We start from the raw sequence: 23,410 nt of genomic DNA on the forward strand, positions 1-23,410 counted from the left end.
GGCGGCGCGGCGGTAGAGCAGCCGCGCCGCCGACACGTCGCCGAGCGCCAGCGCCGCGTCGCCGCGCCGGATCAGCGGCGCCAGGCTTCCGGCGCTGGTCCCGGCGCTGGCTGCGGGGCTGGCCGCGCCGCCGGTGCTCCCGCCGGGGGCGGCGCCGGCATTGGCGTTCCGGGCGGGCGGCTTGCTGGCCTGCGGCGCGGTGGCCGGGATGTCGGCGGGCAGGGTCACCATCGGGGGCGCGGGCAACGGCGGCGTCGCGGCGGTCGCCGGCGCGGGATCCGCCGGCCCGGCCGAGGCGGTGGGCGGCGGGGAGGGCGGAATCCCGTCCGACGCGGCCTCGGCGGGCGCGGGCGGCCGGGCCGGGCCGTCGGACGGAGGCGCGGGCGGGGTTTCCGCCGTGACGGCGGGGTGGGGCGGCGCGGCGGCCGCAGGGGGCGGGGAGGGCTCGGCGTGGCCGTCGGCGCGGTCGCCGGCGGACGGCGGCTGAGGCGCCCCGGCGGCCGGGGCGGGCGCGGCCGGGATCGCGGCGGGCGGCTCCGCGGGCGCACCGGCCGTGGCGCCCGGCGACGTATCGGGTGGCGTGTCCGGGGCGGCGTCGCCGGGCCGGTTGCCGGGCCCGTCGCCGGGCCCGTTGCCGGGATCGTCCCCGGGCGCGGCGGCGGCCCGGGAGGCGGGCGCCGGGGAATCGGCAGCCGAGGCGGTGGGGGAAGGCTGCGGTGCCGGTTCGGCGTCGGGCGGGGCCGGCGTGGCGGCCATGGGCGGATCGGCCGGCAGCCCGGTCGCCGCCGCGCCCTCGGCGGCCGCGACCCGGCGGCCGGCGGGGGCCGGCAGGCCCAGCAGCAGGGCGACGGCCGCGTCGAGGGCATCCGATGCCGGTGGTGCGTCGGGCGTCGCCGGCGCCAGACTGGCCAAGGGGCTGGCCAAGGGGCCGACCGAGGGGCTGGCTGGGGGACTGCCCGCGGGTTGCGGCGATGGCCGGCCGGTCGGCATCGGGTCGACCGCCGCCGGCGCGCCGAGCGAGGCGAGACGCCGGTCGGTCGGGGCAGGTGCCGTCGGGCGGGAGGCCGTCGCTGGCCGGGCCGTGGCGGGCCGCGGCGCGGCGCCCGCCGACGGGGCGGGGTAGGCGGGGCGCTCCGCCATGGTCGGCGCGGCGGGGCGCAGCAGCGCCAGCGCGCCGAGCGCGGCCACGGCGAGGCCGCAGGCGCCGACGAGCAGTCGCAGGCCGCGCCGTGGCGGCGGGGTCGCGGCCCATGCCTCGTCGAGGAGCACGGGCGGGGGCGGCGGCAGCGGCGTCAGCACGTAGCGCGCCGCGGCGGACCAGGCGCGGGCCTGCGGCGGCGTCGGCTCGGTGGCGGCGGCGAGGTCGCGCTCGATCGCCTCGTGCAGCGTGGCGAGCCGGTCCGCCTCGATCCCGTGGTAGGCGATCGGCGGCAGCCCGCCGAAGCGCGCGGCGAAGTCCGCCCGGTCGAGCGCGCGCCGCAGCCGTTCGGCCGCGTCCGGCGTGGACTGCGGCGCGATGTCGATCAGGGCGATGCCGTGGTTGGGATGCAGCAGGGCGAAGGCGACGCGCGTCGGCGGCGGGCCGAAGGCGCAGTCCTCGACGATGCTCCAGCCGGGCCGCAGCCGCGTCGTGACGTCCAGCAGCGCGTCGCGCAGGCGTCCCCCGTTCGGGCCGGCGGTGGGTCCGCCGGGAGGCTGGGCGGGAGGAAGGTCGAAGGATCCGTCCATGCGCCGTACTCCGGCATTATATGCGCAATTATATTTTTTCGGTCGGCGTATACGAGATCCTAATGCTTCGCGCTTTCGGTTTCATGCGCAACAAGAGAATGTAAGCTCGAATTATGTTGCGAAATTGAAATTACAGTGCCCCGCCGGCGGGCGGGGAGCGCGATACGGAATTCGCGCGCCGGGTGGCGCGATCCGTGCGATGCATCGCGCCCTCGGCAACGGCGCGGAGAAGCGGCTGGCATGGCGACCTATGACCTCGTGCTGCGGGGCGGCGAGTGCGTCCTTCCCTGGGGCATCGAAGCGGCGGATGTCGGCGTGCGCGCGGGCCGCATCGCGGCGATCGGCGACCTGCGGCACGCGGCGGCGGCCGAGGTGCTGCACTGCGCGGGGCTGCACGTCCTGCCCGGCCTGATCGACCCGCACGTGCATCTGCGCGACCCCGGGGACCCGGCGGTGGAGACCATCCCGGACGGCACGAAGGCGGCGCTGCTCGGCGGGCTGACGGCGGTGTTCGACATGCCCAACACCGCGCGCTCCACGGTGGATCTGGAGCGGCTGGACGAGAAGCGGGCGGGGCTGGAGGGGCGCGCCTGGTGCGACGTCGGCCTCTACGTCGGCGCCACCAAGTCGAACATCCCCGAGCTGGCGATGCTGGAGCTGCAGCCCAACGTCTGCGCGGTGAAGGTGTTCGCGGGCTCCTCCACGGGCGACCTGCTGGTGGAGGACGATGCCAGCCTGGAGGCGGTGATGCGCGCCGGCCGCCGCCGCATCGCCTACCACTCGGAGGACGAGTACCGCCTCCAGGAGCGGCGGAAGCTGTTCCACGGCGGCATGCCCTACCGCACGCACATGGAGTGGCGCGACGTGGAGTGCGCCTTCCTCGGCACGCGGCGGCTGATGGCGCTGGCGCGCAGGACCGGCCGGCCGGCCCACATCCTGCATACCTCCACCGCCGAGGAGCTGGAGTACCTGAAGGACTTCCGCGACGTCGCGACCTGCGAGGTGCTGGTCAACCATCTCTGCCAGGTGGGGCCGGAGGCCTACGACCGGCTCGGCGGCTACGCGGTGATGAACCCGCCGATCCGCGACCAGCGCCACGTCGATGCCGCCTGGGCGGCCGTGGCGGACGGCACGGTGGACTGCATCGGCTCCGACCACGCGCCGCACAGCCGCGCCAACAAGGAGAAGCCCTGGCCCGAGTGCTCGGCCGGGCTGACCGGCGTGCAGACGCTGGTGCCGCTGATGCTGGACCACGTCACCTCGGGCCGGCTTTCCCTCGCCCGCCTCGTGGACCTGATGAGCGCCGGGCCGGCGCGCGTGTACGGGGCGGTCGGCAAGGGACGGCTGGCGGCCGGCTACGACGCGGACTTCACGGTGGTGGACCTGCGCAGGCAGCGCATGATCGAGGATCGCTGGATCGTCTCGCCCTGCGGCTGGACGCCCTTCGCCGGGCAGGTCTGCACGGGGTGGCCGGTGATGACGGTGGTGCGCGGCCACGTCGCGATGCGCGACGACGAGGTGCTGGGGACGCCGCGCGGGGCGCCGGTGCGGTTCCTGGAGGCGCGGGGCGGCTGAGCGTCCCGGGCGGGGCGTCCGCGCCCCGCCGGACCCGGAATCCGCCGGTCCGGCCGGGCCCTAGAGCGGATCGCCGGAGGGCGGCTACGCCCGGAGGCGTGAATCCGCGCCGAGAACAACGCGCTACGGCGAACCGCAGTCCCGACCGGACTGCGGTTCGCCGTAGCCGCGGAGGTCGGGCCATGGGGGCGTAGCCTTCTTCCCGGCGGGTGCCCGAACCCCTCCCCGGCGGATGGGTGCCGGCCGGGGAAGGCCTCGCCCTCACCCGGGCTTCAGGCGGGCACCGCCATCGCCGCCAGCATGCGGCTGATCTCCGGCCGGCAGGAGCCGCAGCTCGTCCCGGCGCGGGTCGCGGCGCCCACCGCGTCCACGCTGCGCGCCCCCTTCGCGCAGGCCGCCTCGATGGCGGCGACGGAGACGCCGTTGCAGACGCAGACCAGCGGCGAGGGCGGCGGCCCGTCGGCCAGCCGGCCGGCCAGCAGCGCGGCGCGGGTGGGGCCGTCGATCGCGGCCGCGGCGAACAGGCCGGCCAGCCATTCGCGCGGCGGCAGGGCGGGCTCCGTGCCGAGGAACAGCACCGCCTCCAGCCGCGCTTCGCGCAGCAGCACGGCGCGGAACAGGCCGCCGGCCGGATCCTCCAGCGTCAGCCAGCACGATCCGGGCACGGCGAGGGGAGCGCGCAGGCGTTCGAAGGCGGCTTCCGGCGCGTCCTCGCCCGCCAGCTCGTGCCGCCAGACGCAATCGGCCGAGGGCGGCGCCGCCACGGGCAGGGCGGCGGTCCAGTCGGCGAGGTCGGTGCCGAGCCTGGTGCGGGCGAGCAGGAAGCCGTGCCAGCGCGCCCGCCAGGGCTCGACCCGCACCGGGGTGTGCTTCAGCTCCGGCTGGCCGCTGACCGGATCGACCTCGGCGTTGACGGCCGGGTTGACGCGGCCGCGCGGGGCGAAGCGGTCGGTCCAGTGCATCGGCACGAAGACCGAGCCGCGCCCCTGGCCGGGATCGAGTCGCACGCGCAGCACGCCCTCGCCGAAGCGGCTGGCGAGGCGGGCGAGGCTGCCCTCGGCGAGGCCGCCGGGGATGGCGGCGGCGCCCTCCGGGTGGATGGCCAGGAAGGGCTCGGGGATGTGGGCCATGAGGCGTGGCGCGAGGCCGGTGCGGGTCATGGTGTGCCACTGGTCGCGCACGCGGCCGGTGAGCAGGGCGAGCGGGTATTCGGCCGAGGTGGCGTTGCGGGGGGCACGGAAGGGGGTCGGCACGAAGCGCGCCGGGCCCTGGGCGAGCAGGCGGCCGCCGCCGGGTGCCGCGGGCGCGCCGAAGGGGGCCGTGGGCGCGGCGGCGGCGGCGGAGCGCGGCGTGGGGGCGCGACGGCCGCCAGGGGTGGTGGCCAGGGGAACGGCCAGCGGAACGGCCCGGGGGGCAGTCGCGGAAGCCGCCGGGGCGGCGAGCACCGAGACGGCCACCACCCCGTCGAGCGAGGTGCCGGTGGCGGCGGGCAGCACCGGGCCGGCGGGCACGGCGCGCGCGGCCGGTGCGACCTCGGCCACGGTGCCGGCGAGCGGGTCGCCGGCGAGGCCGCCGCCGGTGCCGGCCGGGCAGGGCCAGCGCGTGGGCGGCATGGCGTCGTAGCCGGCATCCGAGAGGGCGGCGAGGCCGGAGATGTCGAACAGGCGGTGCGCCGCGCCGCCGCCATGGGGGCCGGCCGCGCGGCCGAGGCCGGTCAGCGCGGCGTGCTCGCGGAACAGGTCGGCCGGGCCGGTCCAGGCGAAGGCCTCGCCCCAGCCGAGGCGGCGCGCCACCTGCGCCACGATCCACCAGTCGGGGCGGGCGTCGCCCGGCCAGGGCAGGAAGCCGCGCTGGCGGCTGATGACGCGTTCGCTGTTGGTCACCGTGCCGCTCTTCTCGCCCCAGGCGAGGGCGGGGAGGCGGACATGGGCGAGGTCGGCCGTGTCGGATTCGCGGGTGCAGTCGGAGACGACGAGGAAGGGCGCGCGGGCGAGGGCCTCGCGCACGCCCTCGGCCTCGGGCAGCGAGACGGCGGGGTTGGTGGCCATCACCCAGAGCGCGCCGAGCTTCCCGGCGGCGAGGGCGCGGAACATCTCCACCGCCTTCATGCCCGGCGTCGTGGCGAGGTTGGGCGCGCCCCAGTAGCCGCGCAGCAGCGCCGCCTCGTCCGGCCGGTCCCATTCCAGATGGCCGGCGAGCATGTTGGCGAGCGCCCCCACCTCGCGCCCGCCCATCGCGTTGGGCTGGCCGGTGATGCTGAACGGGCCCATGCCGGGGCGGCCGATGCGGCCGGTCAGCAAATGGCAGTTGATGATCGCGTTGACCTTGTCGGCGCCGGCCGAGGACTGGTTGGTGCCCTGGCTCCACAGCGTCACGGTGCGCGGGGTGGCGGCGAACCAGTCGAGGAAGGTGGCGAGGTCGGCGGGGTCGAGCCCGGTCGGCGCCGCGCCGGCGGCGTCCGCGCGGGCGGCGGCGAGGGCGGCGTCGAGCCCGGTGGTGTTGGCGGCGACCCAGGCCGGGTCGGCGCGGCCGGAATCGTGCAGGTGCAGGAGCAGGGCGTTGAACAGCGCCACGTCGCTGCCGGGGCGCAGCGGCAGGTGCAGGTCGGCGCCCTCGCAGGTGGCGGTGCGGCGCGGGTCGATCACCACCACGCGCATCCCCGGCCGCGCCGCCTTCGCCGCCACCAGGCGCTGGAACACCACCGGGTGGCACCAGGCGAGGTTGCTGCCCACCAGCACGACGAGGTCGGCCTGCTCCAGGTCCTCGTAGATGCCGGGCACGATGTCCTCGCCGAAGGCGCGGCGGTGGCCGGCCACGGCGCTGGCCATGCAGAGGCGGGAATTGCTGTCGATGTTGGCGGTGCCGAGGAAGCCCTTCGCGAACTTGTTGGCCGCGTAGTAGTCCTCGGTGAGGAGCTGGCCCGAGACGTAGAGCGCCACGCCCTCCGGGCCGCGTTCCGCCCGCGCGCGGCGGAAGCCCTCGGCCACGGCGTCGAGCGCCGCGGCCCAGGAGGCGCGGCGGCCGCGTACCTCGGGGTGCAGCAGCCGGCCCTCCAGCCCCACCGTCTCGCCCAGCGCCGTGCCCTTCGAGCAGAGCCGGCCGCCATTGGCCGGGTGCGCCGGGTCGCCCGCGATCAGCGTGCCGTCGCGGAAATCCGCGCCGTTGGCCGGGCGCGCCAGGACGCCGCAGCCGACGCCGCAATAGGGGCAGGTGGTGCGGGTGGCGGCGGCAACGGGCTGCGATCCGTCCATCTTGGCGGACTCTCCTTCGGGTTGGGCATCGGCAAGCAGGAGTTGTGCCGCGCGGGGGCGGGGCGCCGCCCCCGGACCCCGGCAGGGAGGGGGCTTCCCTCTCCGCACTCTCCCGCCGGGAAGCTCGGTTTCCTGGATCTCCGCCGGCGCGGCCGGGCGCAGCCGCCCTCCGGCGATCCGCTCTAGAGCCGATCCAGCCTGACTGTATCAGGCCGGAACGGTTCTAACCTTTTGATTTTCCGCATTTTCCGAGCCGCTGAGCGAGGACGCTCAGCTTGAAAATGCTCTAGTACACGTCCCGCTGGTACCGCCCCTGCCGCCCGAGCGCGCCGAGCCAGTCCCGCGCCTGGTCGGCGGAAAGCTGTCCCTCCCGCATCGCGATCTCGCGCAGCGCCGCGTCCACGTCCTTCGCCATGCGGCTGGCGTCGCCGCAGACGTAGAAGTGCGCGCCGTCCTGGAACCAGCGCCACAGCTCGGCGCCCGACTCGCGCATGCGGTCCTGCACGTAGACCTTGCGCGCGCCGTCGCGCGACCAGGCGAGGGAGAGGCGGGCGAGGGTGCCGTCCGCCTGCCACGCCTCCAGCTCGTCGCGGAACAGGAAGTCGGCGGCCTCGCGCTGGTCGCCGAAGAACAGCCAGGTGCGTCCCCTGAGGCCCCCCTTGAGCCCCAGGGCGGCGCGGTGCTGGAGGAAGGCGCGGAAGGGGGCGATGCCGGTGCCCGGGCCGCACATGATGACGGGTGCCTCCGGGTTGGCCGGCAGGCGGAAATGGCTGCCCTGGATGTAGGCGCGCAGCGGCGTCCCGGCGTCGCAGCGGTGGCCGAGATGGCAGGAGGCGACGCCGTCCCGCACGCGGCCGCGCCGCTCGGCCCGCACCACGGACATGCACAGCTCGACCCGGCCCGGCACGGCGAGCGGCGAGGAGGCGATGGAGTAGAGGCGCGGCTTGAGCACCGGCAGCGAGGCGACGAGCTGGTCGAGCGGCGGGCGGGCGGAGGGGAAGGCTTCCAGCAGGTCGAGCAGGTCCGCGGCATCGGGCTCGGCGCCGTCGTCGCCGTCGGCGAGGGCGCGCAGGGCCTTCGCCTCGGCCGGGTCCTTCGCGGTGCCGGCGAGCAGGTCCAGCGTGCGGTCCAGCGGCCGGGCGATGTCGCGCTCGGACAGGAAGGCGGCGCGCAGGGGCACGGTGCCGGGTTCGATGCCGGGCACGGATTCGTCGCCGGTGGCGCCGAGCGCCGCAAGGCAGGCGGCGGCGAGGGCGGGGTCGTTGTCCGCCTGCACGCCGATGCTGTCGCCGGGCTCGTAGCGCAGGCCGCTGGCCGTGAGGTCGATCACGACGTGGCGCACGTCCTTGGCGGAGGCCGCGGCGGTCAGGCGCGCCGCCGAGAGCAGCGAGACCGGCTCGCCGAGCGGACGCGCGGGCTTCGTGGCGGGGGCGGCGGCGGGCTTCGCGGCGGGGGCCTCCGCCACCAGCGCCTTGAGCGCCTTGCTGGTCGCCTTGGCGCCGGGGACGCAGAGGGAGAGGGAGGTCTCCCTGCCCTCCGCGATCGCCTCCGCGTAGCTCTGGCAGAGATAGCCGCACTGGCCGCAGTCGAGCTGCGCCATGCAGGCCATCAGGCGGCGCGACATCGGCCGGCCCTCGGCGAGCTTGAGTCGCTCGGGCAGCTCGACCGCCGGGTCGTGCCAGGGGAATTCCTCCTCCTCGGGCGCGGCCAGGGCGGTGGCAGTGGACATGCCGGCGGCGCCGGCCTGCGCCTCGCCGTACAGCCCGGCGAGGAAGCCGTTCAGCCAGGCGCGCTGCGCCGGCGAGAAGGGGGCGCTCTCCGGGATCATCGGGATGACCGGGGGCTTGGCGGGAGCGCCGGAGGGAACGATCGCGTTCATGCGGCCACCTCGATGGCGTCGTCGGCCATGGCGTTCAGCGCCTCGTCGGAATGGCGCGCGGTGAAGGACTGGAAGCTCTCGCCGGCGGCGCGGCCGGCCCGCCAGGCGCGCAGCAGGTTCAGCACGATGCCGTTGAGCTCGTCCTGCGCGACCTTCGGCCGGATCAGCCGGGCGATGGCGCGTTCCTCGCCGGCGCCGCCGCCGAGATGCAGGTCGTAGCCCTCGACCATCTCCTCGCCGCGTTCGACCTTCGCGCCGATCAGGCCGATATCGGCGATGAAGTGCTGCGCGCAGGAATGGTGGCAGCCGGTGAGGTGGATGTTCACCGGGGCGTCGAGCGCGATGCGCGGCTCCAGGAAGTCGGCCAGCGCCGCCGCGTGCTGCTTGGTGTGGGCCGCCGCGAACTTGCAGCCGGCCGCACCCGTGCAGGCGATCAGCCCGCCGCGCACGTGGCTCGCCTCCCAGCCGAGGCCGAGCGCGGCCACCGCCTGCTTCGCCTCGTCCATGCGCTCGCGCGGGATGTCGGAGATCAGCAGGTTCTGCCAGACGGTGAGGCGCAGCGTGCCGGAGCCGAGGCGGTCGGCGATGCCGGCGAGGCCGCGCATCTGCTCGGCCGTCATCCGCCCGACCGGCAGCAGCACGCCGAGATACTGCAACCCGGCCTGGCGCTGGTCGTGCACGCCGAGATGCGCGTGCCTGCCCTGCGGCGGCGCGGGCTCGGCGGTCGCGGCGCGGCGCAGCGGGGCGCCGAGCTTCGCCTCCACCGCCTCCAGGAAGCGCGGGAAGCCCCAGGCGTCGAGCACGTATTTCAGCCGCGCGCGGCGACGGTCGGTGCGGTCGCCGTGCTCCAGGAAGACGCGCAGGATGGCGTCGCAGACCTTCACCACGTCGCCGGGCGGCACCACCACGCCGGTGTCGCGCGCGAAGTCCCGGTGGCCGGTGATGCCGCCGAGACCGAGGCGGAACATCGGCGCGCCGTCGACCCGCACGGCGGTGAGGGCGATGTCGTTGGTGTCCTCCAGCACGGGGATGCGGCCGCCGCCGTCGAGGGCGATGTTGAACTTGCGCGGCAGGCCGTAGAGGTCGCGGCTGTGCAGGATGTGGAAGTGCAGCGCGCGCACGATCGGGCGCGTGTCGACGATCTCGGCCGGGTCGATGCCGGCGGTGGCCGAGGCGGTGATGTTGCGGATGTTGTCGGCGCCCGTGCCCCTGGGCAGGATGCCGATCTCGCCGAGGCGCTCGATCAGCTCCGGGCCGCGGTTCGCGGGGATGTGGCGGATCTGCAGGTTGCAGCGCGTGGTGGCGTCCGCGTTGCCGTCGGCGCATTCCTCCGAGATCGCGGCGATGCCGCGCATCTGGTGGCTGCTGAGGATGCCGCCCGGGATGCGCAGCCGGCACATGAAGGCGTCCTGCGCGGGCCCGACGAAGAACAGCCCGTGCCAGCGGGTGAGCAGGTTGTCCACGCCGGTCGGGAACTTGTTCAGCGCGGCGCGGGCCACCACCTCGTCCCAGCGGTCGAGCGGGTGGCGCTCGCGCTTGGCCTTCTCCTCGGCCGTCAGCCGGCCGCCGCGCGCCAGCACCGCGTCCTGCGCCGCGCGCTGCGCGTCGGGCGGGGCGCCACCGGCGGCGGGGGAGGCGGCGGCGGGCAGCAGGCCGCGGCGCGCCTCGACGCCGGCCATGAAGCCCTTGAGGTATTCCTGCTGCTCGGGGCTGAACGCGTCGCCATCCATCACGCGGCATCCTTGAGGTCGTCGGCCATGCCGTTCCCGGGCAGGAAGGCGCCGCCGAGCGCGAGCGCGCCGCGGAACGCCGAGACGGGGCGGCCGGAGATGATCAGGTCGAAGTAGAGGCCGGCATCGGCCGTGTCGCCGTAGAGCACGGCGCCGACCAGCCGGCCGTCGCGCAGCAGCAGCCGGCGGTAGTGGCCGAGGCCTTCGTCTCGGCGCACGATGCTCTCGGCGTCGGTGGCGGCGATCTCGCCGGCCGACCAGACGGAGACGCCGGAGACCTTCAGCGCCGCCGCGTCGGTGCGCGGCACGTAGGCGGCCGCCTCGCCGCGGATGGCGGCCGCCGCCGCCTCCGCCTGCGCGAAGGCGGGGGCGACGAGGCCGCACACCGCGCCGCGGTGCTCGGCGCACTCGCCCACGGCGTAGACGGCCGGGTCCTCGGTGCGCATCGCGTCGTCCACCAGGATGCCGCGGTTGACCGGCAGCCCGGCGGCGCGCGCCAGCGACACCTCGGGCCGCACGCCCACCGACATCACGACGAGGCGCGCCGGCAGCTTGGTGCCGTCGCCCAGCAGCACCGCCTCGGCCGCGCCGTCGCCGAGGACGGCGGCGGTCTTCGCCGGCATCACGAAGCGCACGCCGCGCGATTCGAGATAGCGCGTCAGCAGCAGCCCGGCCTCGCGGTCGAGCTGCCGCTCCATCGGCCAGCCGACGGCGTGCAGCACGGTGACCTCCATGCCGAGCCCGGCCAGCGCCACCGCCACCTCCAGCCCGAGCAGCCCGCCGCCGATCACCACCGCCGGGCCGCCAAGCCGGCAGGCGCGGCGCATCACGCCGATATCGGCGAGGTCGCGGTACGGCACCACGCCGTGCAGGTGCGCGCCGGGCAGCGGCAGCCGCACCGCCTGGCTGCCGGTGGCGAGCACCAGCCGGTCGTAGGCGAGGCGCTCGCCCGCGGCGGTGAAGGCGGCCCTGGCGGCACGGTCGATCGAGGCGATCGCCGTGCCGCTGAGGTAGCGTATGCCGAGCCGCTCCAGCGCCGGCATGTCGTGCGTCACCAGCGCGCCGGGCGCGGCGCCGAGCAGCAGCTTCGAGAGCGAGACCCGGTCGTAGGGCAGCGCCGGCTCGGCGCCGACCAGGGTGACGCGGGCGCCGCCGTGCCCGGCGATCCGCTCCGCGCAGCGCGTGCCCGAGGGCCCCGCGCCGATGACGAGGACATGCATGGCGGCAGGTTCCGCTCAGGCGGCCTTGAGCGCCGGGTTCTTGTGGCGCTCGTGCAGGAAGCTCAGCACCGCCTGCCGCGCCTCCAGGAAGCGCGGGTCGGTGGCCAGCGCCAGCCGGTCGCGCGGGCGCGGCAGCGGCACCGTCAGCACCTCGCCCACCGTGGCGTTGGGGCCGTTGGTGAGCATCACGATGCGGTCCGAGAGCAGCACCGCCTCGTCCACGTCGTGGGTGATCATCATCACGGTGGTGCCGAGCTCGGCGTGGATCTGCATCACCTCGTCCTGCAGGTGGGCGCGGGTGAGGGCGTCGAGCGCGCCGAAGGGCTCGTCGAGCAGCAGCACCTTGGGCTTCATGGCGAGCGCGCGGCCGATGCCGATGCGCTGCTTCATGCCGCCCGAGACCTCGCCCGGGCGCCGGTCCCTGGCGTGCGTCATGTGCACGCGCTCCAGGTTCTTCATCGTCCAGTCGTGGCGCTCGGCCTTCGACATGGCGCGGCCGAACACCTGGTCCACCGCGAGGCGGATGTTCTCGTAGCAGGTCAGCCAGGGCAGCAGCGAGTGGTTCTGGAACACCACGGCGCGGTCCGGGCCGGGCTCGCGCACCTCGGCGCCGTCCAGCACCACGCCGCCGACCGTCGCCGGCAGCAGCCCGGCCACCACGTTGAGCATGGTGGACTTGCCGCAGCCGGAATGGCCGATCACGGCGATGTACTCGCCCTTGTCGATCTTGAGGTCGACCTCGCGCAGCACGGGCGGGGCGGCGCGGTTGAAGGCGATGCCGAGGCGGGAGATCTCGAGGAAGGCGGACATGGCTCTGGTTCTCCCGGTCAGGCGGTGGCGGTGCCGCGGGTGGCGAGGCGGCCGACGAAGGCCACGAGGCGGTCGAGGACGAAGCCGACGACGCCGACATAGACCAGCGCCACGACGATGTCGGAGAGGTTGGAGCTGTTCCAGGCGTCCCAGATGAAGAAGCCGATGCCGACGCCGCCGATCAGCATCTCGGCCGCGACGATGGCGAGCCAGGAGAGGCCGACGCCGATGCGCAGGCCGGTGAAGATGTAGGGGGCGGCGGCGGGCAGCACGATCTTCAGGAAGTACTTCGGACCGCGCAGGCGGATGACGCGCGCCACGTTGCGGTAGTCCTGCGGCACGTTGCGCACGCCGACGGCGGTGTTGATGATGATCGGCCAGATCGAGGTGATGAAGATCACGAAGATCGCCGAGGGCTGCGCGTCGCGGAAGGCGGCGAGGCTGATCGGCAGCCAGGCGAGCGGCGGCACGGTGCGCAGCACCTGGAACACCGGGTCCAGGCCGCGCATGGCGAGCTCGGAGGTGCCGATCAGCAGGCCGAGCGCGATGCCGGCGACGGCGGCGAGCAGGAAGCCGAGCGCCACGCGCTGCAGCGAGGCGAACAGGTGCAGGCCGAGCCCCTTGTCGAGGCCGCCATTGTCGAAGAACGGGTTGAGGATCAGCTCCGAGCTGTCCGCCCACACCTTGGAGGGCGGCGGCAGGGTGGCGTTCGGCCCGGAGAAGGCGATCTGCCACACCACCAGGAGCAGCAGCACCACCACGGCGGGCGGCACCACCGCGTCGAGGAACGGCTTCAGCCGGTTCGCCTTCGGCATCATCGAAGGGCCGGGGGATGAGGTCGTGGCCGGGGCCACGGCGACGGGCTTGCGCTCGATGGCGGTCATCGGATCAGGCTCCGGCCAGCTTCTTGATGGGCTGCGAGGCGAGGTAGGCGGCGGGGTTGGCGGGGTCGAAGGTCTTGCCGTCGAAGAAGGTCTCGGTGCCGCGGCTGGTGCCGTTGGGCGTCTCGGCGGCCGGCACGCCGGCGCGCTCGGCGGCGGCGCGCCAGATCTCCTCGCGGTTCACCTGCGCGACCAGCGCCCGCGTGTCCGTGTTCTCCGGCAGCACGCCCCAGCGTATGTCCTCGGTCAGGAACCACAGGTCGTGGCTGCGGAAGGGATAGGAGGCGTGGTCGCGGAAGAACTTCATCAGCAGCGGCGAATTCTCCACCTTGCGGCCGTCGCCGAAGTCGATGTTGCCGCGCGAGCGGTTGAGGATGTCGGCGACGGGCACGTTGAACCAGGCGCGCTTGCCGATGATCGTGCACATCTCCTGCTTGTTGGCGTCGGCGTCGCACCAGCGCTGCGCCTCGATCACGGCGGCGGTCAGCGCCTCGGCGGCCTTCGGGTTCGCCTTCACCCAGTCGGCGCGCATGCCGAGCGCCTTCTCCGGATGGTCATGCCAGATCTCGCCGGTGATGCAGGCGGAGTAGCCGAGCTGCTGGTTGACGAGCTGGTCGCCCCAGGGCTCGCCGACGCAGAAGGCGTCCATGGTGCCGACCTTCATGTTCGCCACCATCTGCGGCGGCGGCACCACGATGGTCTGCACGTCGGTGTCGGGGTTGATGCCGGCCGCCGCGAGCCAGTAGCGGATCCACAGGTCGTGCGTGCCGCCGCGGAAGGTCATGGCGAACTTGCTGTTCTGGTTCACCACGCCCTTGAGCGGCGCCGCGTCCAGCTTCGCGCCGCGCGGCATGTGCGACTTCGCGACCGAGATCGCCTGGCCGTTGGTGTTGAGCCGCGCCAGGATCGCCATCGGCACGCCCTGGCCGTTCTGCACCACGCGGCCGGTGTGGATCAGGTAGGGCAGCGGCGAGAGGATGTGCGCGCCGTCGATGCCGCCCGAGCCCGAGCCGAGCACGATGTTGTCGCGCGTGGCGCCCCAGCTCGCCTGCTTCAGCACCTCCACCTCGGGCAGGCCGTGCTTGGCGAAGAAGCCCTTCTCCTTGGCGATGATCAGCGGCGCCGCGTCGGTCAGCGCGATGTAGCCGAGCTTGGCGCCGCGCACCTCGGGCGCCGTGGACTGCGCCGGCGCGCCGTGCGGCAGGGCGGCGCGGGCGGCGGCGAGCAGTGCCGCGGTGCGGGTGATCGCCTGGCGGCGGGTGAGGCTCATCGGTCGGTCTCCGGCAGGGAAAGGGCGGGCAGGGAAAGGGCGGGCAGGGAAAGGGCGGGCAGGGAAGGGACGGGAACGAGGGGGGGCGGGGTGACGGGCACCGGCGTGGCGCCGGGCACGGGCTCGCCGATCAGCGCGGCGGCCTCGTTCCAGATGGAAGAGGGCCAGATGGAAGAGGGCCAGATGGAGGAGGGCCAGATGGAGGCGGCCCGGCTGGAGGAAGGCGGCGTCGCGGCGGGCGTGGCTGCCGCGCCGTTCCAGGCGGCGAGCGCCACGGCCTCGTCCGCGCCCTCGGGCACGTGCCCCCAGCGGCGCATGCGGCCGAGATACCAGGCGGCGTGCGCGCGCTGCGGCAGGGTGGCGGGGCGGAAGCGGAGCGGGTAGGCGAGCCGGCGCACCCCGTCGGCCAGCGGGATTCGGCCGGTGAGCGCGCAGGCGACGGCATCCTCCGGCAGATCGGGGAAGGCGCGCTCGCGCAGCAGCGCGGCGGCGGCGGCGGTGTTGGCGGGATCGTCGAGCCAGCGCGCCGCCTCGATCACGGCGGCGGTGGCGCCGACCACGGCCGGGCGCGCCGCGCGCGCCGTGGCGGCGGTGACGGCCAGCACCTTCTCGGGATGGTTGGGCCAGATCTCGCCGCTGGTCAGCGTGATCCGCCCGGCACCGAGCAGCACCGCCTGGCTGCCCCAGGGCTCGCCGGCGCAGAAGCCGTCGATCGCGCCCTCGGCGAGCCGGCGCGGCATCAGCGGCGGCGGCACCACGGTGAGTTCCACGTCGCGGTCCGGGTCGAGCCCGGCGGAGGCCAGCCAGTAGCGCACCAGGTAATGGTGCGAGGAGTAGGCGAACACCACGGCGAGGCGCAGCGGCGGCAGCCCCTCGCGCGCGCGGCGGCGCACCGCGCGGGCGAAGCCGACGGCGGCGGGCAGGCCGGAGTCCAGCACCTCGGCGGCGAGCCCGGGCGAGAGGGTGAGGGTGTTGCCGTTGATGCCGAGCCCGGCCACGACGGCGAGGCCGGCGCGGACGCCGCCCAGGCCGAGCGCCATGGCGATCGGCATCGGATAGAGGAGGTGCGCCCCGTCCAGCGCCCCGAAGGCCAGCTTGTCGCGCAGCGTGGCCCAGGAATGCTCGGCCGCGAGGGTGACCTTGGCCCCGTGCGCGCGGAACAGGCCGAGCGCCTCGGCGACGAGCAGCGGTGCCGCGTCGGTCAGCGGGATGAAGCCGATGCGCAGGCCGGGATCCGGATCGAGGATCGCGGGGGCGGCGGGGGAAGGGAAGGGTCCGGACACGCGCGGCGCACTCCCGGGAATTCCCCTGCGGGATTCCCGAAGCGGACCGCCATTGGACCGCCGGACTGAGAGGGAGGCTCGCGTCGCCGCTGCGCGCCATTGCGCTCCGGCGGCGGTGCTTAAATCAAAAGCGGCCCACCCGCGTCAACGTCGAATTCGCCCTAAATAAAGGCTTCTCAGCGTCTTTTGCGCGTATTTTGCTTAGGAACGTGCCTTTCCTGCCTCTTCTTCGTGCAGAAGCATCTCGGCCATGTCGCTCAGCCGCTTGCCGCGATCCATCGCCATGCGTTGCAGGGCACGGTGCGCCTCCGCCTCGCTCAGCCGGCGGCGGCGCATCAGCACGCCCTTGGCGCGCTCGACCACGGTGCGGTCGGCCAGGGTGGCGCGGGCACGGGCCAACTCGTCGCGCATCGCCTGATGGGCGCGGAAGCGGCGGATCGCCACCTCGATCACCGGCCGCACCCGCGCCGGCGCCAGCCCCTCCACCACGTAGGCGGCGACGCCGGCCTCCAGCGCCGCCTCGATCTGGTCCGGCTCGCCGCGCGCGGCGAACACCACCACCGGGCGCGGCGCGTCGCGATGCAGGGCGCGCATGCTCTCCAGCGCGTCGCGCGAGGGATCGTCGAGGTCGCACACGACCACCTCGGCGTCGATCTCGCGCACGCGGGCGGTCAGGTCGGCGGCATCCGAGGCGACGAGCGCCACGGTGCAGCCGCTCGCCTCCAGGCCCGCCTTCACGGCGGCGGCGCGCCCGGCATCGCCGTCGATCAGCAGGACACGCAGTGGCTCAGATCCCCGGTCCGATCATCCTGTCGGCAGCGCGCCGCTTCGCCGGGCAGCCGTTGCGCGGGAAGCGGGCGGCGGATCGGGGCGCGGGGCGGCCACGGGACGGTTTGCCGCGTGGCAGCAAGCCATATGCCAGGGGGCGGCGAGGGGCCGGCGAGGTTGCCGCCCCGGGGTCCCGGCGGGGAAGGCCCTGGCTGCCTCCGCCGGGCGAAAGGGATCCGGAAAGGGCCCGGCTCCCCGGCGCCTCAGGTGCAGAGCACGTTCAGCAGCGCCTGGCGCCCTTCCTCGCGCACCACCCGCAGCGCCCGCCGCAGCGCCGCCGGCAGCGCCTCGGCCGTCTCCACCCGCTCGCCATGGCCGCCGCAGGCGCGCACCACGGCCTCGTAATCGGGCGCCGGCTCCAGCGCGACCAGCGGCATGGCGTTGTCGCGCACCGCGTGGCCCTGCGGGTACATGGCGCGCGTCGCCCCCTCCACCGCGCCCCAGGCACCGTTGTTGAACACCACCGTCAGCACGGGCAGGCCGTAGGCGGCGGCGATCTGGTGGCAGGCGAGCGGGTTGGCGAAGAGGTAGGCACCGTCGCCCAGCGTCGCGACCACGGTCCGCCCCGGCAGGGCGAGCTGCGCGCCGAGCGCCGCCGGCAGCCCCCAGCCGAGGCCGCTCACCGAGCTGGCGCCGAAGTAGCTTCCCGGCAGGACGCGGCGCGCGCCCTCGCGGCTCAGCGGGTACTCGTTGACCAGCACGGCCTCGTCGCCCGCCGCCTCGGCGATGCAGCGGCTGACCCAGGCGCGGCCCATCCGGGCGCCCGCGTCGCGCGCCGCCGCGACGCGTTCCTCGGCCGCCGCGCGCAGCGCGGCGCAGCGCGCCAGCATCGCCGCGCGACGCGCCCCGGCGGCGGCGAGGGCGGCCGGGTCGGCCGCGAGCGCCGCGTCCAGCGCGCGCAGCGCCGCGCCGGGGGCGGCCAGGATGGTGGGGTCGGAGGGGAAGCCGCGGATCGGGTAGCGTGCGTGCAGCGGGTCGAGCCCGACCTGGATCACCGGCGTGCCCTCGCGCGGGCGCTCGCCGCCGGGCAGCCAGGGCACGTCGCTGTCGAGCACCAGCAGGCAGTCGGCCTCGTCCAGCCACGGCCCCGGCTCGACGCCCCCGTGCAGCGGATGGTCGTCCGGCAGGTTCATGTAGCGCGGCTTATGGTCCACCACCGGCACGGCGTGCCGTTCCGCGAATTCGGCCAGCGCCGCCACCGCGCCCGTGTCGCAGCCGAGCCGGCTGGTGATGACGACCGGGCAGCGCGCCGCGGCGAGCAGGGCGGCGGCGCGCGCGATCGCCGCTGGGTCGGGCGCCGGCGGGCTGGCCGGGGCGATCCGCGCCGGCACGGCGCCGGCGAAACCCTCGGGCGGGCGCGCCAGCACCTCGCGCGGCAGCGACAGGTAGACCGGGCCGGGCGGCGTGCTGTGGGCGATCGCCAGGGCGCGGTCCACCACCGTCGCGAGCTGGCGCGGCTCGCGCAGCTCGTAGTCCCAGCGCACCATCTCGCGCACGATGCCGGCCTGGTCGAACATCTCCTGCGCCCAGTGGATCGAGAGCGAGCGCGCCCCGGGCGCGCCCTCCTCCAGGATCGGCGTGCGGCCGGCCGCCAGCAGCAGCGGCACCTGCTCGCGCGAGGCGTTCATCAGCCCGGCCAGCGCGTTCGCGGTGCCGACGTTGACATGCACCATCGCCGCCTGCGCGCGGCCGGTGACCATGGCGTAGCCGTGCGCCATGCAGACGGCGGCGTTCTCGTGCGGCGCCAGGATCGGCCGCGGCATGGCGGCGCCGGTGGCGCGGCCGCGCGCCAGCGCCTCGATCACCGAGGGGAAGTCGGTGCCGGCATTGCCGAACAGGTAGTCCACGCCGCGCGCCTTCAGCAGCAGCAGCCAAGCTTCCGCCACCGTCTCCGCGCCGCCCTCGATCCGCTCCACCGCCATCCCTCCCGTTCCGCGATCCGGTGGCGGGCACCACGCAATTCCCGCGCCATCGCCCCGCGCCGCTGGCACGGCGATTGCTGCTCCGCCACGAGTCAGGCCGCGTGACCGGAGCGCGCGGGAAGGGGGATGCAGACATGATTTCCCGGCGCCGCTTCGCCGCCCTGCCGGCGGCCGCTCTCGTTCCGCCCCTGGCCGCGCCCGCCCTGCTCGCGGGCGGCCGCGTCTCGGCGCAGGCGCTGGTGCGCACCAGCTACGGGCCGACCACCACCGACATCTCCACCGGCCATGCCGGCCACACCTCGCTGCCCGCGACCCTCGGCTACTGGCGCAACGAGGGGCTGGACGTGAACGTGTTCGGCATCGCCGGCTCCACCATGGGCGTGCAGCTGCTCAGCGCGGGGCATGTGGACTTCGTCGGGCTGAGCGGCGAGGACATCCTGGCCGCGCGGGCGCGCGGCATTCCGATCCGCTCGGTCTACCTGCACGCGCGCCAGCCCATCTCGCGAATCGTCGTGCCGGCCGATTCCGGCATCACCGCGATCGCGCAGCTGCGGGGGAAGACGCTCGGCGTGCCGGTGCTCGGCCCCGACCCCTACGCGACGGGCGCCTTCGCCGAGGCCGGGCTCGACCTGGAGAAGGACGTGACCCGCGTCGCGGTCGGCACGGGCGCGCCGGCGCTGCTGGCGCTGCGGCGCGGCGACGTGGCGGGCTACCTCGCCTGGGACACGGCGGTCGCGGGCCTCGAGGTGCGGGGGATGAGGTTCACCGAATTCAGGCCGAGCTACTACGACGAGCTGTTCGGCCTCTGCGTCGCGACGCGCGACGAGGTGGTGGAGAAGCGGCCCGATCTGGTGGTGGGGATGTGCCGCGGCATCGCCGAGGGAGTCACCTTCGGCATGGCCAACCCGGAGGCGGCGATCCGCATCCACTGGCAGGCCTACCCGCAGTCGCGCCCGCAGGGCGGCGACGAGGCGAAGCTGCTGCAGGACGCGAAGCACGTCTTCATGTCGCGCTTCGTGCTCTACGCGCTGGAGCCGGGGGCGCGCTTCGGCGAGAGCCGGCCGGCGCAGTGGGAGCGCGTGGCCGGCATGATGCGCGCGGCGGGGCGGCTGCCGGCGGATCCCGACCTCGCCGCCGCCTACACCAACCGGTTCGTCCCGGCGGTGAACGCCTTCGACGCGGATGCCGTCCGCGCGCGGGCGGTGCGATACCCGCAGCCCTGACCCGGCGGGCCGGGCCTTTCCGCCGTCAGGCGCCGGGCGGTGCTTCCGGCGCCTCGACCGGCAGCCGGCGCGGGCTCGGCGCGGCGAGGCAGAGCCGCAGCATCTCGCGCGGCAGCGCCGCGCCCGCCTCCGGCCCGTCCGCCGCCTGCCGCTTCCAGACGAGGTGCGGGTTGTAGAACAGCACGTCGCCGGCGCGCGTCTCCAGCGTCAGCGGCAGCGCCGGCTCCTCGCAGGCGGCGTCGAGCCGGTCGAGTGCCGCGCGCTGCGCGGGGGTGAGCGGGTGCTCCGCGACCGCGTCCTCGATCGCGTCGCGCTCGTAGCGGCCGACGAAGGCGCCGCCGGCGGCGCCGAACACGGCGCGCCGCATCACCATCCCGCCAAGGCGCTGCGGCAGCGGCTGGTAGAGGGTCTCCAGCGCCGCGCGGTCGAGCCGCATCAGCGCGTTGTGCGCGGCCCCCGCCGCCACCAGGGTGGAGCTGCCGGCCGGCGGCTGGCGCAGGCAGAGCAGCCCGACCACGTCGCACGGATCGGCATGGAAGCGGCCGCCGCTCCCACCCCTGTCCGCGCCGGCGGCGGCGAGCCGCCCGACCGGCGCGCCTTCCTGCGGCAGCACCGCGCCGAGCTGCAGCGCCAGGATCAGCAGCGCCAGCTCCGCGTGCTCCGGCTGCGCCCGGTCCACGGGGAAGCCGCGCAGCAGGGCGAAGCCGTGCCCGGTCTCCAGCCGCTCGGCCAGGGCGGCGAGGGTCGGGGCGAGGCGCGGCAGCGGCACCTCCCCGCGCGCGGCGGGGCGGTGGCCGTCGAGGGCGGCGACGGTGGCGGCCAGCTCGGCCGCGTCCTCCTGGCCGACCGGGATCATCCAGTCGGCCGGCGAGAGCGTGTCGGCCTGCCAGACATGGGGGCCGATCTGCGGCGTGAGGCGTGGGCGGGGGGCGAACATGACGGCATGGTACAACCAATCGCCGCCCCGGCGCGCCGGGGATCGGTCGCGCCGCCGGCTTGCCGCGCCGGCGCCTCTCCGCCTGCCTCCGCCCTGCCTTCCATCCCGCCCCGACCCATGGTCCCGGCCCAAGGTGCCGCCGCAGGGCGCCGCCCCCCGTCCGGGCAGGCATTCCCGCCGTCGCGCCGGGCCTTCAGCGCCGGGCCTTCCGCGCACGAGCCGCGCGCCGCCTCGCCGGTGCCGGCGAGGAGCCGCTCCACCTGCCGCACGCCGTCGGTGATCCGGTTGACGCTGGCGTCGATGGCGGTCACCGAGGCGGAGCCGCTCCGCCTGTCGGCCGGGACGTCGCGCGTGACCGCGCTCCCTCCGGCCGCGGCCGCGGTCGTGGCGCCGGTCTGTGATCCGGCGCATTCTCCGGGGCGCCGGGCGAGTACGCCCGGCTTGAGGCTGCCCTATGCCGGCGCCGCGGCCGCCTCGACCAGCCCGCCATCCTTCACCTGCACCCGCCGGTCGTGGAATTCCGCGACGGCCGGCCGGTGCGCCACCGAGACCAGCGCGGTGCCCGGCAGCTCCTGCTTCAGCACGCGGTAGAGGTGCTGCTCGGCGGCCGGGTCGAGGCTCGCCGTCGCCTCGTCGAGGAACAGCCAGTCGGGCCGCAGCAGCAGCGCCCGCGCCAGCGCCACGCGCTGCTGCTCGCCGCCGGAGAGGCGCCGGTCCCAGGCCGAGACCTCGTCGAGCCGGTCGCGCAGCGCGCCGAGCCCCGCCTTCTCCAGCGCTGCGCCGATCTCGGCATCGGTGTAGCGGGCGGCGTCGGCCGGGTAGCAGACGGCGCGGCGCAGCGTGCCGAGCGGCAGGTAGGGGCGCTGCGGCAGGAACAGCGCCGTGCCCCCGGCCGTCGCCGTCCCCACCGGCTGCGCGGGCGCCCCGCCCGCCGGGTCCTCGCCCGCCTGGTCCTCGCCGGCGCGCGCCAGCGGCCGGGTGACCGTGCCGCGGCCGAAGGGCCAGATGCCGGCGATGGCGCGCAGCAGCGTCGACTTGCCGCTGCCCGAGGCGCCGGTGATCACCACCGACTCGCCGGGGCGCACGGTGAGGGCGGCATCCGCCAGCAGCCGCCGCCCGTCGGGCAGGTCGAGGCCGAGGCCCTCCACGCCGAGCGCCGGCCCCTCGCGCAGCGCCGGGCCTTCGGCCGCGGCGGCGCGGGCGGCGGCGAGCGCCGCGTCGAAGCCGGTCAGCCGCCGCACCGTCGCGCGCCAGTCAGCGAGGTCGCGGTAGGAGGTGACGAACCAGGAGAGCGAGCCCTGCACCTGCCCGAAGGCGGAGCTGATCTGGAACAGCCCGCCCAGCGTCACCTTGCCCGCGAAGAAGGCCGGCGCCGCCACCACGAAGGGGAAGATGATCGCCACCTGGCTGTAGGAGGCGGTGAAGAAGGTCACCCGCTTGGTGGTGACCATGATCGACCAGAAATTCTCCATCAGCGCGCGGAACCGCTCGGCGAGGCCGCGATGCTCGTCCCGCTCGCCGCCGTAGAGGGCGATGCCCTCGGCGTTCTCGCGCAGGCGCATCAGCGCGAAGCGGAAATCCGCCTCGACGCGCTGGCGGTCGAAGTTCAGCCCGATCAGCCGGCGGCCGATGAGGTGCGTCACGACGGTGCCGAACACCGCGTAGATCATCGCCACCCAGACCATGTAGCCCGGGATGTCGAGCCCGAAGAGGGTGAGCGGCCCGGAGAGCGACCACAGCACGGCGACGAAGCTGAACAGCGTCACCACCGTGCTCATCAGGTCCAGGCCGAGCGCCAGCGTGTTGTCCACGTAGAGGCGGACATCCTCGGCGATGCGCTGGTCGGGGTTGTCGGTGCCCTCTTCCGCCTGTCCCCGGCTCCCCCGGCCGCCCTCCGACAGGGCGAGGCGGTAGTAGGCGCGGTCCGCCAGCCAGCGCTCCAGGTAGACGACGGTCATCCAGCGGCGCCAGCGTATCTGCAGCGCCTGGCGCAGGTAGAGCTGGTAGACGGCGATCAGGATGAACACGGCGGCGATGCCGCAGAAGCCGGGCAGGAAGCCTTCCTCGTTGACGCGCCAGGTGAGCAGCAGCGACTGGAAGCCGTCCCAGTCGCGCGCCTCCAGCGCGTTGTAGAAGGCGCGCTGCCAGAAGGTGAGCAGCACGTTGAGCCCGACCAGGCTGAGGTTCAGCACCACCAGCAGCGCCAGCATGCCGCGCGCGCGCCAGCGTTCCTCGGAGGTCCAGTAGGGGCGCGCGAGCGCCCAGGCGTCGTGCAGGAAGGAAACGATGCGGCGCATCGTGGCGCTCCGGGCGTGGTTGGCGTCGGGAAGGATGGCCGCGGGAGCGGCCGGGGGGGAGCCCGGGCCGAGGGGGCCCGGGCGGCGGGTCAGGGCATGCGGCGGCGGTCGCCTGGCGGGACGGGCGGGGAAGCGGCGGCCTCAGCGCGCCCGCAGGCGCAGCACCCCGCGCATCGCCTCGGGCTGGACGGGCTTGCCCTTGCGCAGCACCTCGATGCAGCCCTCGCGCGCCAGGGCCGCCGCCTCGGCGCGCACCGGACCGAGCAGGCTGCGCCAGCCATCGGGGTCGAGTGCGCGCGCCACCTCGCTCGGGCAAATGGAGTGCTGCGGGCCGCGCGCGGCGGTCTGGCGCAGGATCTCGTCCCGCAGCACCCCGGGGGACGGGGGCCGGGGAGAGGCCGGGCGCGGGGTGCCGGCGCGCGCGGGCTCCGGCCGTCCGGGCCCGGGGTCGGTCCGGTCGGGGAGCGCATCGGCATCGGGATCGGGTGTCGTCATGGTCGGCGGCACCATAGTGGCGACCGGAGATGGCACCAGCCCCGTCGCGGAGATGTCGCCCGCGTCATGCGGGGGAACGCG

General features: G+C 75.4%; 16 protein-coding genes. 2 read left to right on the plus strand and 14 right to left on the minus strand.

From position 1 onward, the window contains the following. The coding region (locus M0638_RS01180) for a hypothetical protein (RefSeq protein ID WP_408902670.1) at nt 1-1,728 on the minus strand (1,728 nt) is incomplete at its 3' end. 240 nt (nt 1,729-1,968) lie between these two features. Between M0638_RS01180 and M0638_RS01185 the strand changes: the two genes are divergently transcribed. Then, nucleotides 1,969-3,303, plus strand: a complete 1,335-nt coding sequence (locus M0638_RS01185) for a dihydroorotase (RefSeq protein ID WP_248665121.1) — start codon at nt 1,969-1,971, stop codon at nt 3,301-3,303. 272 nt (nt 3,304-3,575) lie between these two features. Here M0638_RS01185 and M0638_RS01190 read toward each other — a convergent pair whose 3' ends face one another. The 10 genes from M0638_RS01190 to M0638_RS01235 form a co-directional block, all read right to left on the minus strand. After that, a complete protein-coding gene (locus M0638_RS01190) occupies nt 3,576-6,554 on the minus strand; it encodes a nitrate reductase (protein ID WP_248665122.1) in 2,979 nt (992 codons plus the stop codon). Nucleotides 6,555-6,840: 286 nt separating this feature from the next. Next, nucleotides 6,841-8,433, minus strand: a complete 1,593-nt coding sequence (locus M0638_RS01195) for a sulfite reductase subunit alpha (RefSeq protein ID WP_248665123.1) — start codon at nt 8,431-8,433, stop codon at nt 6,841-6,843. After that, nucleotides 8,430-10,163: a NirA family protein gene (locus M0638_RS01200; protein WP_248665124.1), complete on the minus strand. Its 1,734-nt coding sequence runs from the start codon at nt 10,161-10,163 to the stop codon at nt 8,430-8,432. Before M0638_RS01200 ends, M0638_RS01195 begins: the two co-directional genes overlap by 4 nt. Continuing rightward, on the minus strand, nt 10,163-11,383 hold the full coding sequence (locus M0638_RS01205) for an NAD(P)/FAD-dependent oxidoreductase (RefSeq protein ID WP_248665125.1): 1,221 nt from the start codon (nt 11,381-11,383) through the stop codon (nt 10,163-10,165). The genes M0638_RS01200 and M0638_RS01205 overlap by 1 nt, the downstream gene beginning before the upstream one ends. A 15-nt stretch (nt 11,384-11,398) precedes the next feature. After that, the gene (locus tag M0638_RS01210; RefSeq protein WP_248665126.1) at nt 11,399-12,193 is read right to left on the minus strand and encodes an ABC transporter ATP-binding protein; all 795 of its coding nucleotides are present in this window, start codon (nt 12,191-12,193) and stop codon (nt 11,399-11,401) included. 17 nt (nt 12,194-12,210) lie between these two features. Further along, nucleotides 12,211-13,077 (minus strand): nitrate ABC transporter permease, encoded by an 867-nt coding sequence (gene ntrB, locus M0638_RS01215; protein ID WP_248665127.1) that lies wholly within the window; start codon nt 13,075-13,077, stop codon nt 12,211-12,213. Between the two features lie 4 nt (nt 13,078-13,081). After that, on the minus strand, nt 13,082-14,344 hold the full coding sequence (locus M0638_RS01220; RefSeq protein WP_248665128.1) for a CmpA/NrtA family ABC transporter substrate-binding protein: 1,263 nt from the start codon (nt 14,342-14,344) through the stop codon (nt 13,082-13,084). Then, nucleotides 14,341-15,627: a CmpA/NrtA family ABC transporter substrate-binding protein gene (locus M0638_RS01225; protein ID WP_248665129.1), complete on the minus strand. Its 1,287-nt coding sequence runs from the start codon at nt 15,625-15,627 to the stop codon at nt 14,341-14,343. Before M0638_RS01225 ends, M0638_RS01220 begins: the two co-directional genes overlap by 4 nt. 201 nt (nt 15,628-15,828) lie before the next feature. Beyond that, the gene (locus tag M0638_RS01230; protein WP_282571779.1) at nt 15,829-16,410 is read right to left on the minus strand and encodes an ANTAR domain-containing response regulator; all 582 of its coding nucleotides are present in this window, start codon (nt 16,408-16,410) and stop codon (nt 15,829-15,831) included. Nucleotides 16,411-16,658: 248 nt separating this feature from the next. Continuing rightward, complete coding sequence (locus tag M0638_RS01235; protein ID WP_248665131.1) at nt 16,659-18,377, minus strand: thiamine pyrophosphate-requiring protein; 1,719 nt, start codon at nt 18,375-18,377, stop codon at nt 16,659-16,661. A 134-nt stretch (nt 18,378-18,511) separates the two neighbouring features. Between M0638_RS01235 and M0638_RS01240 the strand changes: the two genes are divergently transcribed. After that, the gene (locus M0638_RS01240) at nt 18,512-19,600 is read left to right on the plus strand and encodes an ABC transporter substrate-binding protein (protein WP_248665132.1); all 1,089 of its coding nucleotides are present in this window, start codon (nt 18,512-18,514) and stop codon (nt 19,598-19,600) included. Between the two features lie 25 nt (nt 19,601-19,625). On the opposite strand, the gene M0638_RS01245 is transcribed toward M0638_RS01240, so the two are convergent. The 3 genes from M0638_RS01245 to M0638_RS01255 form a co-directional block, all read right to left on the minus strand. Further along, nucleotides 19,626-20,537 (minus strand): TauD/TfdA family dioxygenase, encoded by a 912-nt coding sequence (locus tag M0638_RS01245; protein ID WP_248665133.1) that lies wholly within the window; start codon nt 20,535-20,537, stop codon nt 19,626-19,628. A gap of 452 nt (nt 20,538-20,989) precedes the next feature. Beyond that, complete coding sequence (locus M0638_RS01250; RefSeq protein WP_248665134.1) at nt 20,990-22,834, minus strand: ABC transporter ATP-binding protein/permease; 1,845 nt, start codon at nt 22,832-22,834, stop codon at nt 20,990-20,992. Between the two features lie 141 nt (nt 22,835-22,975). Continuing rightward, entirely contained in the window at nt 22,976-23,329 is a 354-nt protein-coding gene (locus M0638_RS01255; RefSeq protein ID WP_248665135.1) for a DUF3253 domain-containing protein, read from the minus strand. Nucleotides 23,330-23,410 lie beyond the last annotated feature (81 nt).

Origin of the sequence: Roseomonas acroporae, assembly GCF_023223525.1 — a bacterium.
GTDB lineage: Bacteria > Pseudomonadota > Alphaproteobacteria > Acetobacterales > Acetobacteraceae > Roseomonas_E > Roseomonas_E acroporae.

What these genes read in the sequence shown, in the direction of transcription:
- M0638_RS01185 (WP_248665121.1), top strand. Translation starts at nt 1,969, where the DNA reads ATGGCGACCTATGACCTCGTGCTGCGGGGCGGCGAGTGCGTCCTTCCC.
- M0638_RS01190 (WP_248665122.1), bottom strand. Translation starts at nt 6,554, where the DNA reads ATGGACGGATCGCAGCCCGTTGCCGCCGCCACCCGCACCACCTGCCCC.
- M0638_RS01195 (WP_248665123.1), bottom strand. Translation starts at nt 8,433, where the DNA reads ATGAACGCGATCGTTCCCTCCGGCGCTCCCGCCAAGCCCCCGGTCATC.
- M0638_RS01200 (WP_248665124.1), bottom strand. Translation starts at nt 10,163, where the DNA reads ATGGATGGCGACGCGTTCAGCCCCGAGCAGCAGGAATACCTCAAGGGC.
- M0638_RS01205 (WP_248665125.1), bottom strand. Translation starts at nt 11,383, where the DNA reads ATGCATGTCCTCGTCATCGGCGCGGGGCCCTCGGGCACGCGCTGCGCG.
- M0638_RS01210 (WP_248665126.1), bottom strand. Translation starts at nt 12,193, where the DNA reads ATGTCCGCCTTCCTCGAGATCTCCCGCCTCGGCATCGCCTTCAACCGC.
- ntrB (WP_248665127.1), bottom strand. Translation starts at nt 13,077, where the DNA reads ATGACCGCCATCGAGCGCAAGCCCGTCGCCGTGGCCCCGGCCACGACC.
- M0638_RS01220 (WP_248665128.1), bottom strand. Translation starts at nt 14,344, where the DNA reads ATGAGCCTCACCCGCCGCCAGGCGATCACCCGCACCGCGGCACTGCTC.
- M0638_RS01235 (WP_248665131.1), bottom strand. Translation starts at nt 18,377, where the DNA reads ATGGCGGTGGAGCGGATCGAGGGCGGCGCGGAGACGGTGGCGGAAGCT.
- M0638_RS01240 (WP_248665132.1), top strand. Translation starts at nt 18,512, where the DNA reads ATGATTTCCCGGCGCCGCTTCGCCGCCCTGCCGGCGGCCGCTCTCGTT.
- M0638_RS01245 (WP_248665133.1), bottom strand. Translation starts at nt 20,537, where the DNA reads ATGTTCGCCCCCCGCCCACGCCTCACGCCGCAGATCGGCCCCCATGTC.
- M0638_RS01250 (WP_248665134.1), bottom strand. Translation starts at nt 22,834, where the DNA reads ATGCGCCGCATCGTTTCCTTCCTGCACGACGCCTGGGCGCTCGCGCGC.
- M0638_RS01255 (WP_248665135.1), bottom strand. Translation starts at nt 23,329, where the DNA reads ATGACGACACCCGATCCCGATGCCGATGCGCTCCCCGACCGGACCGAC.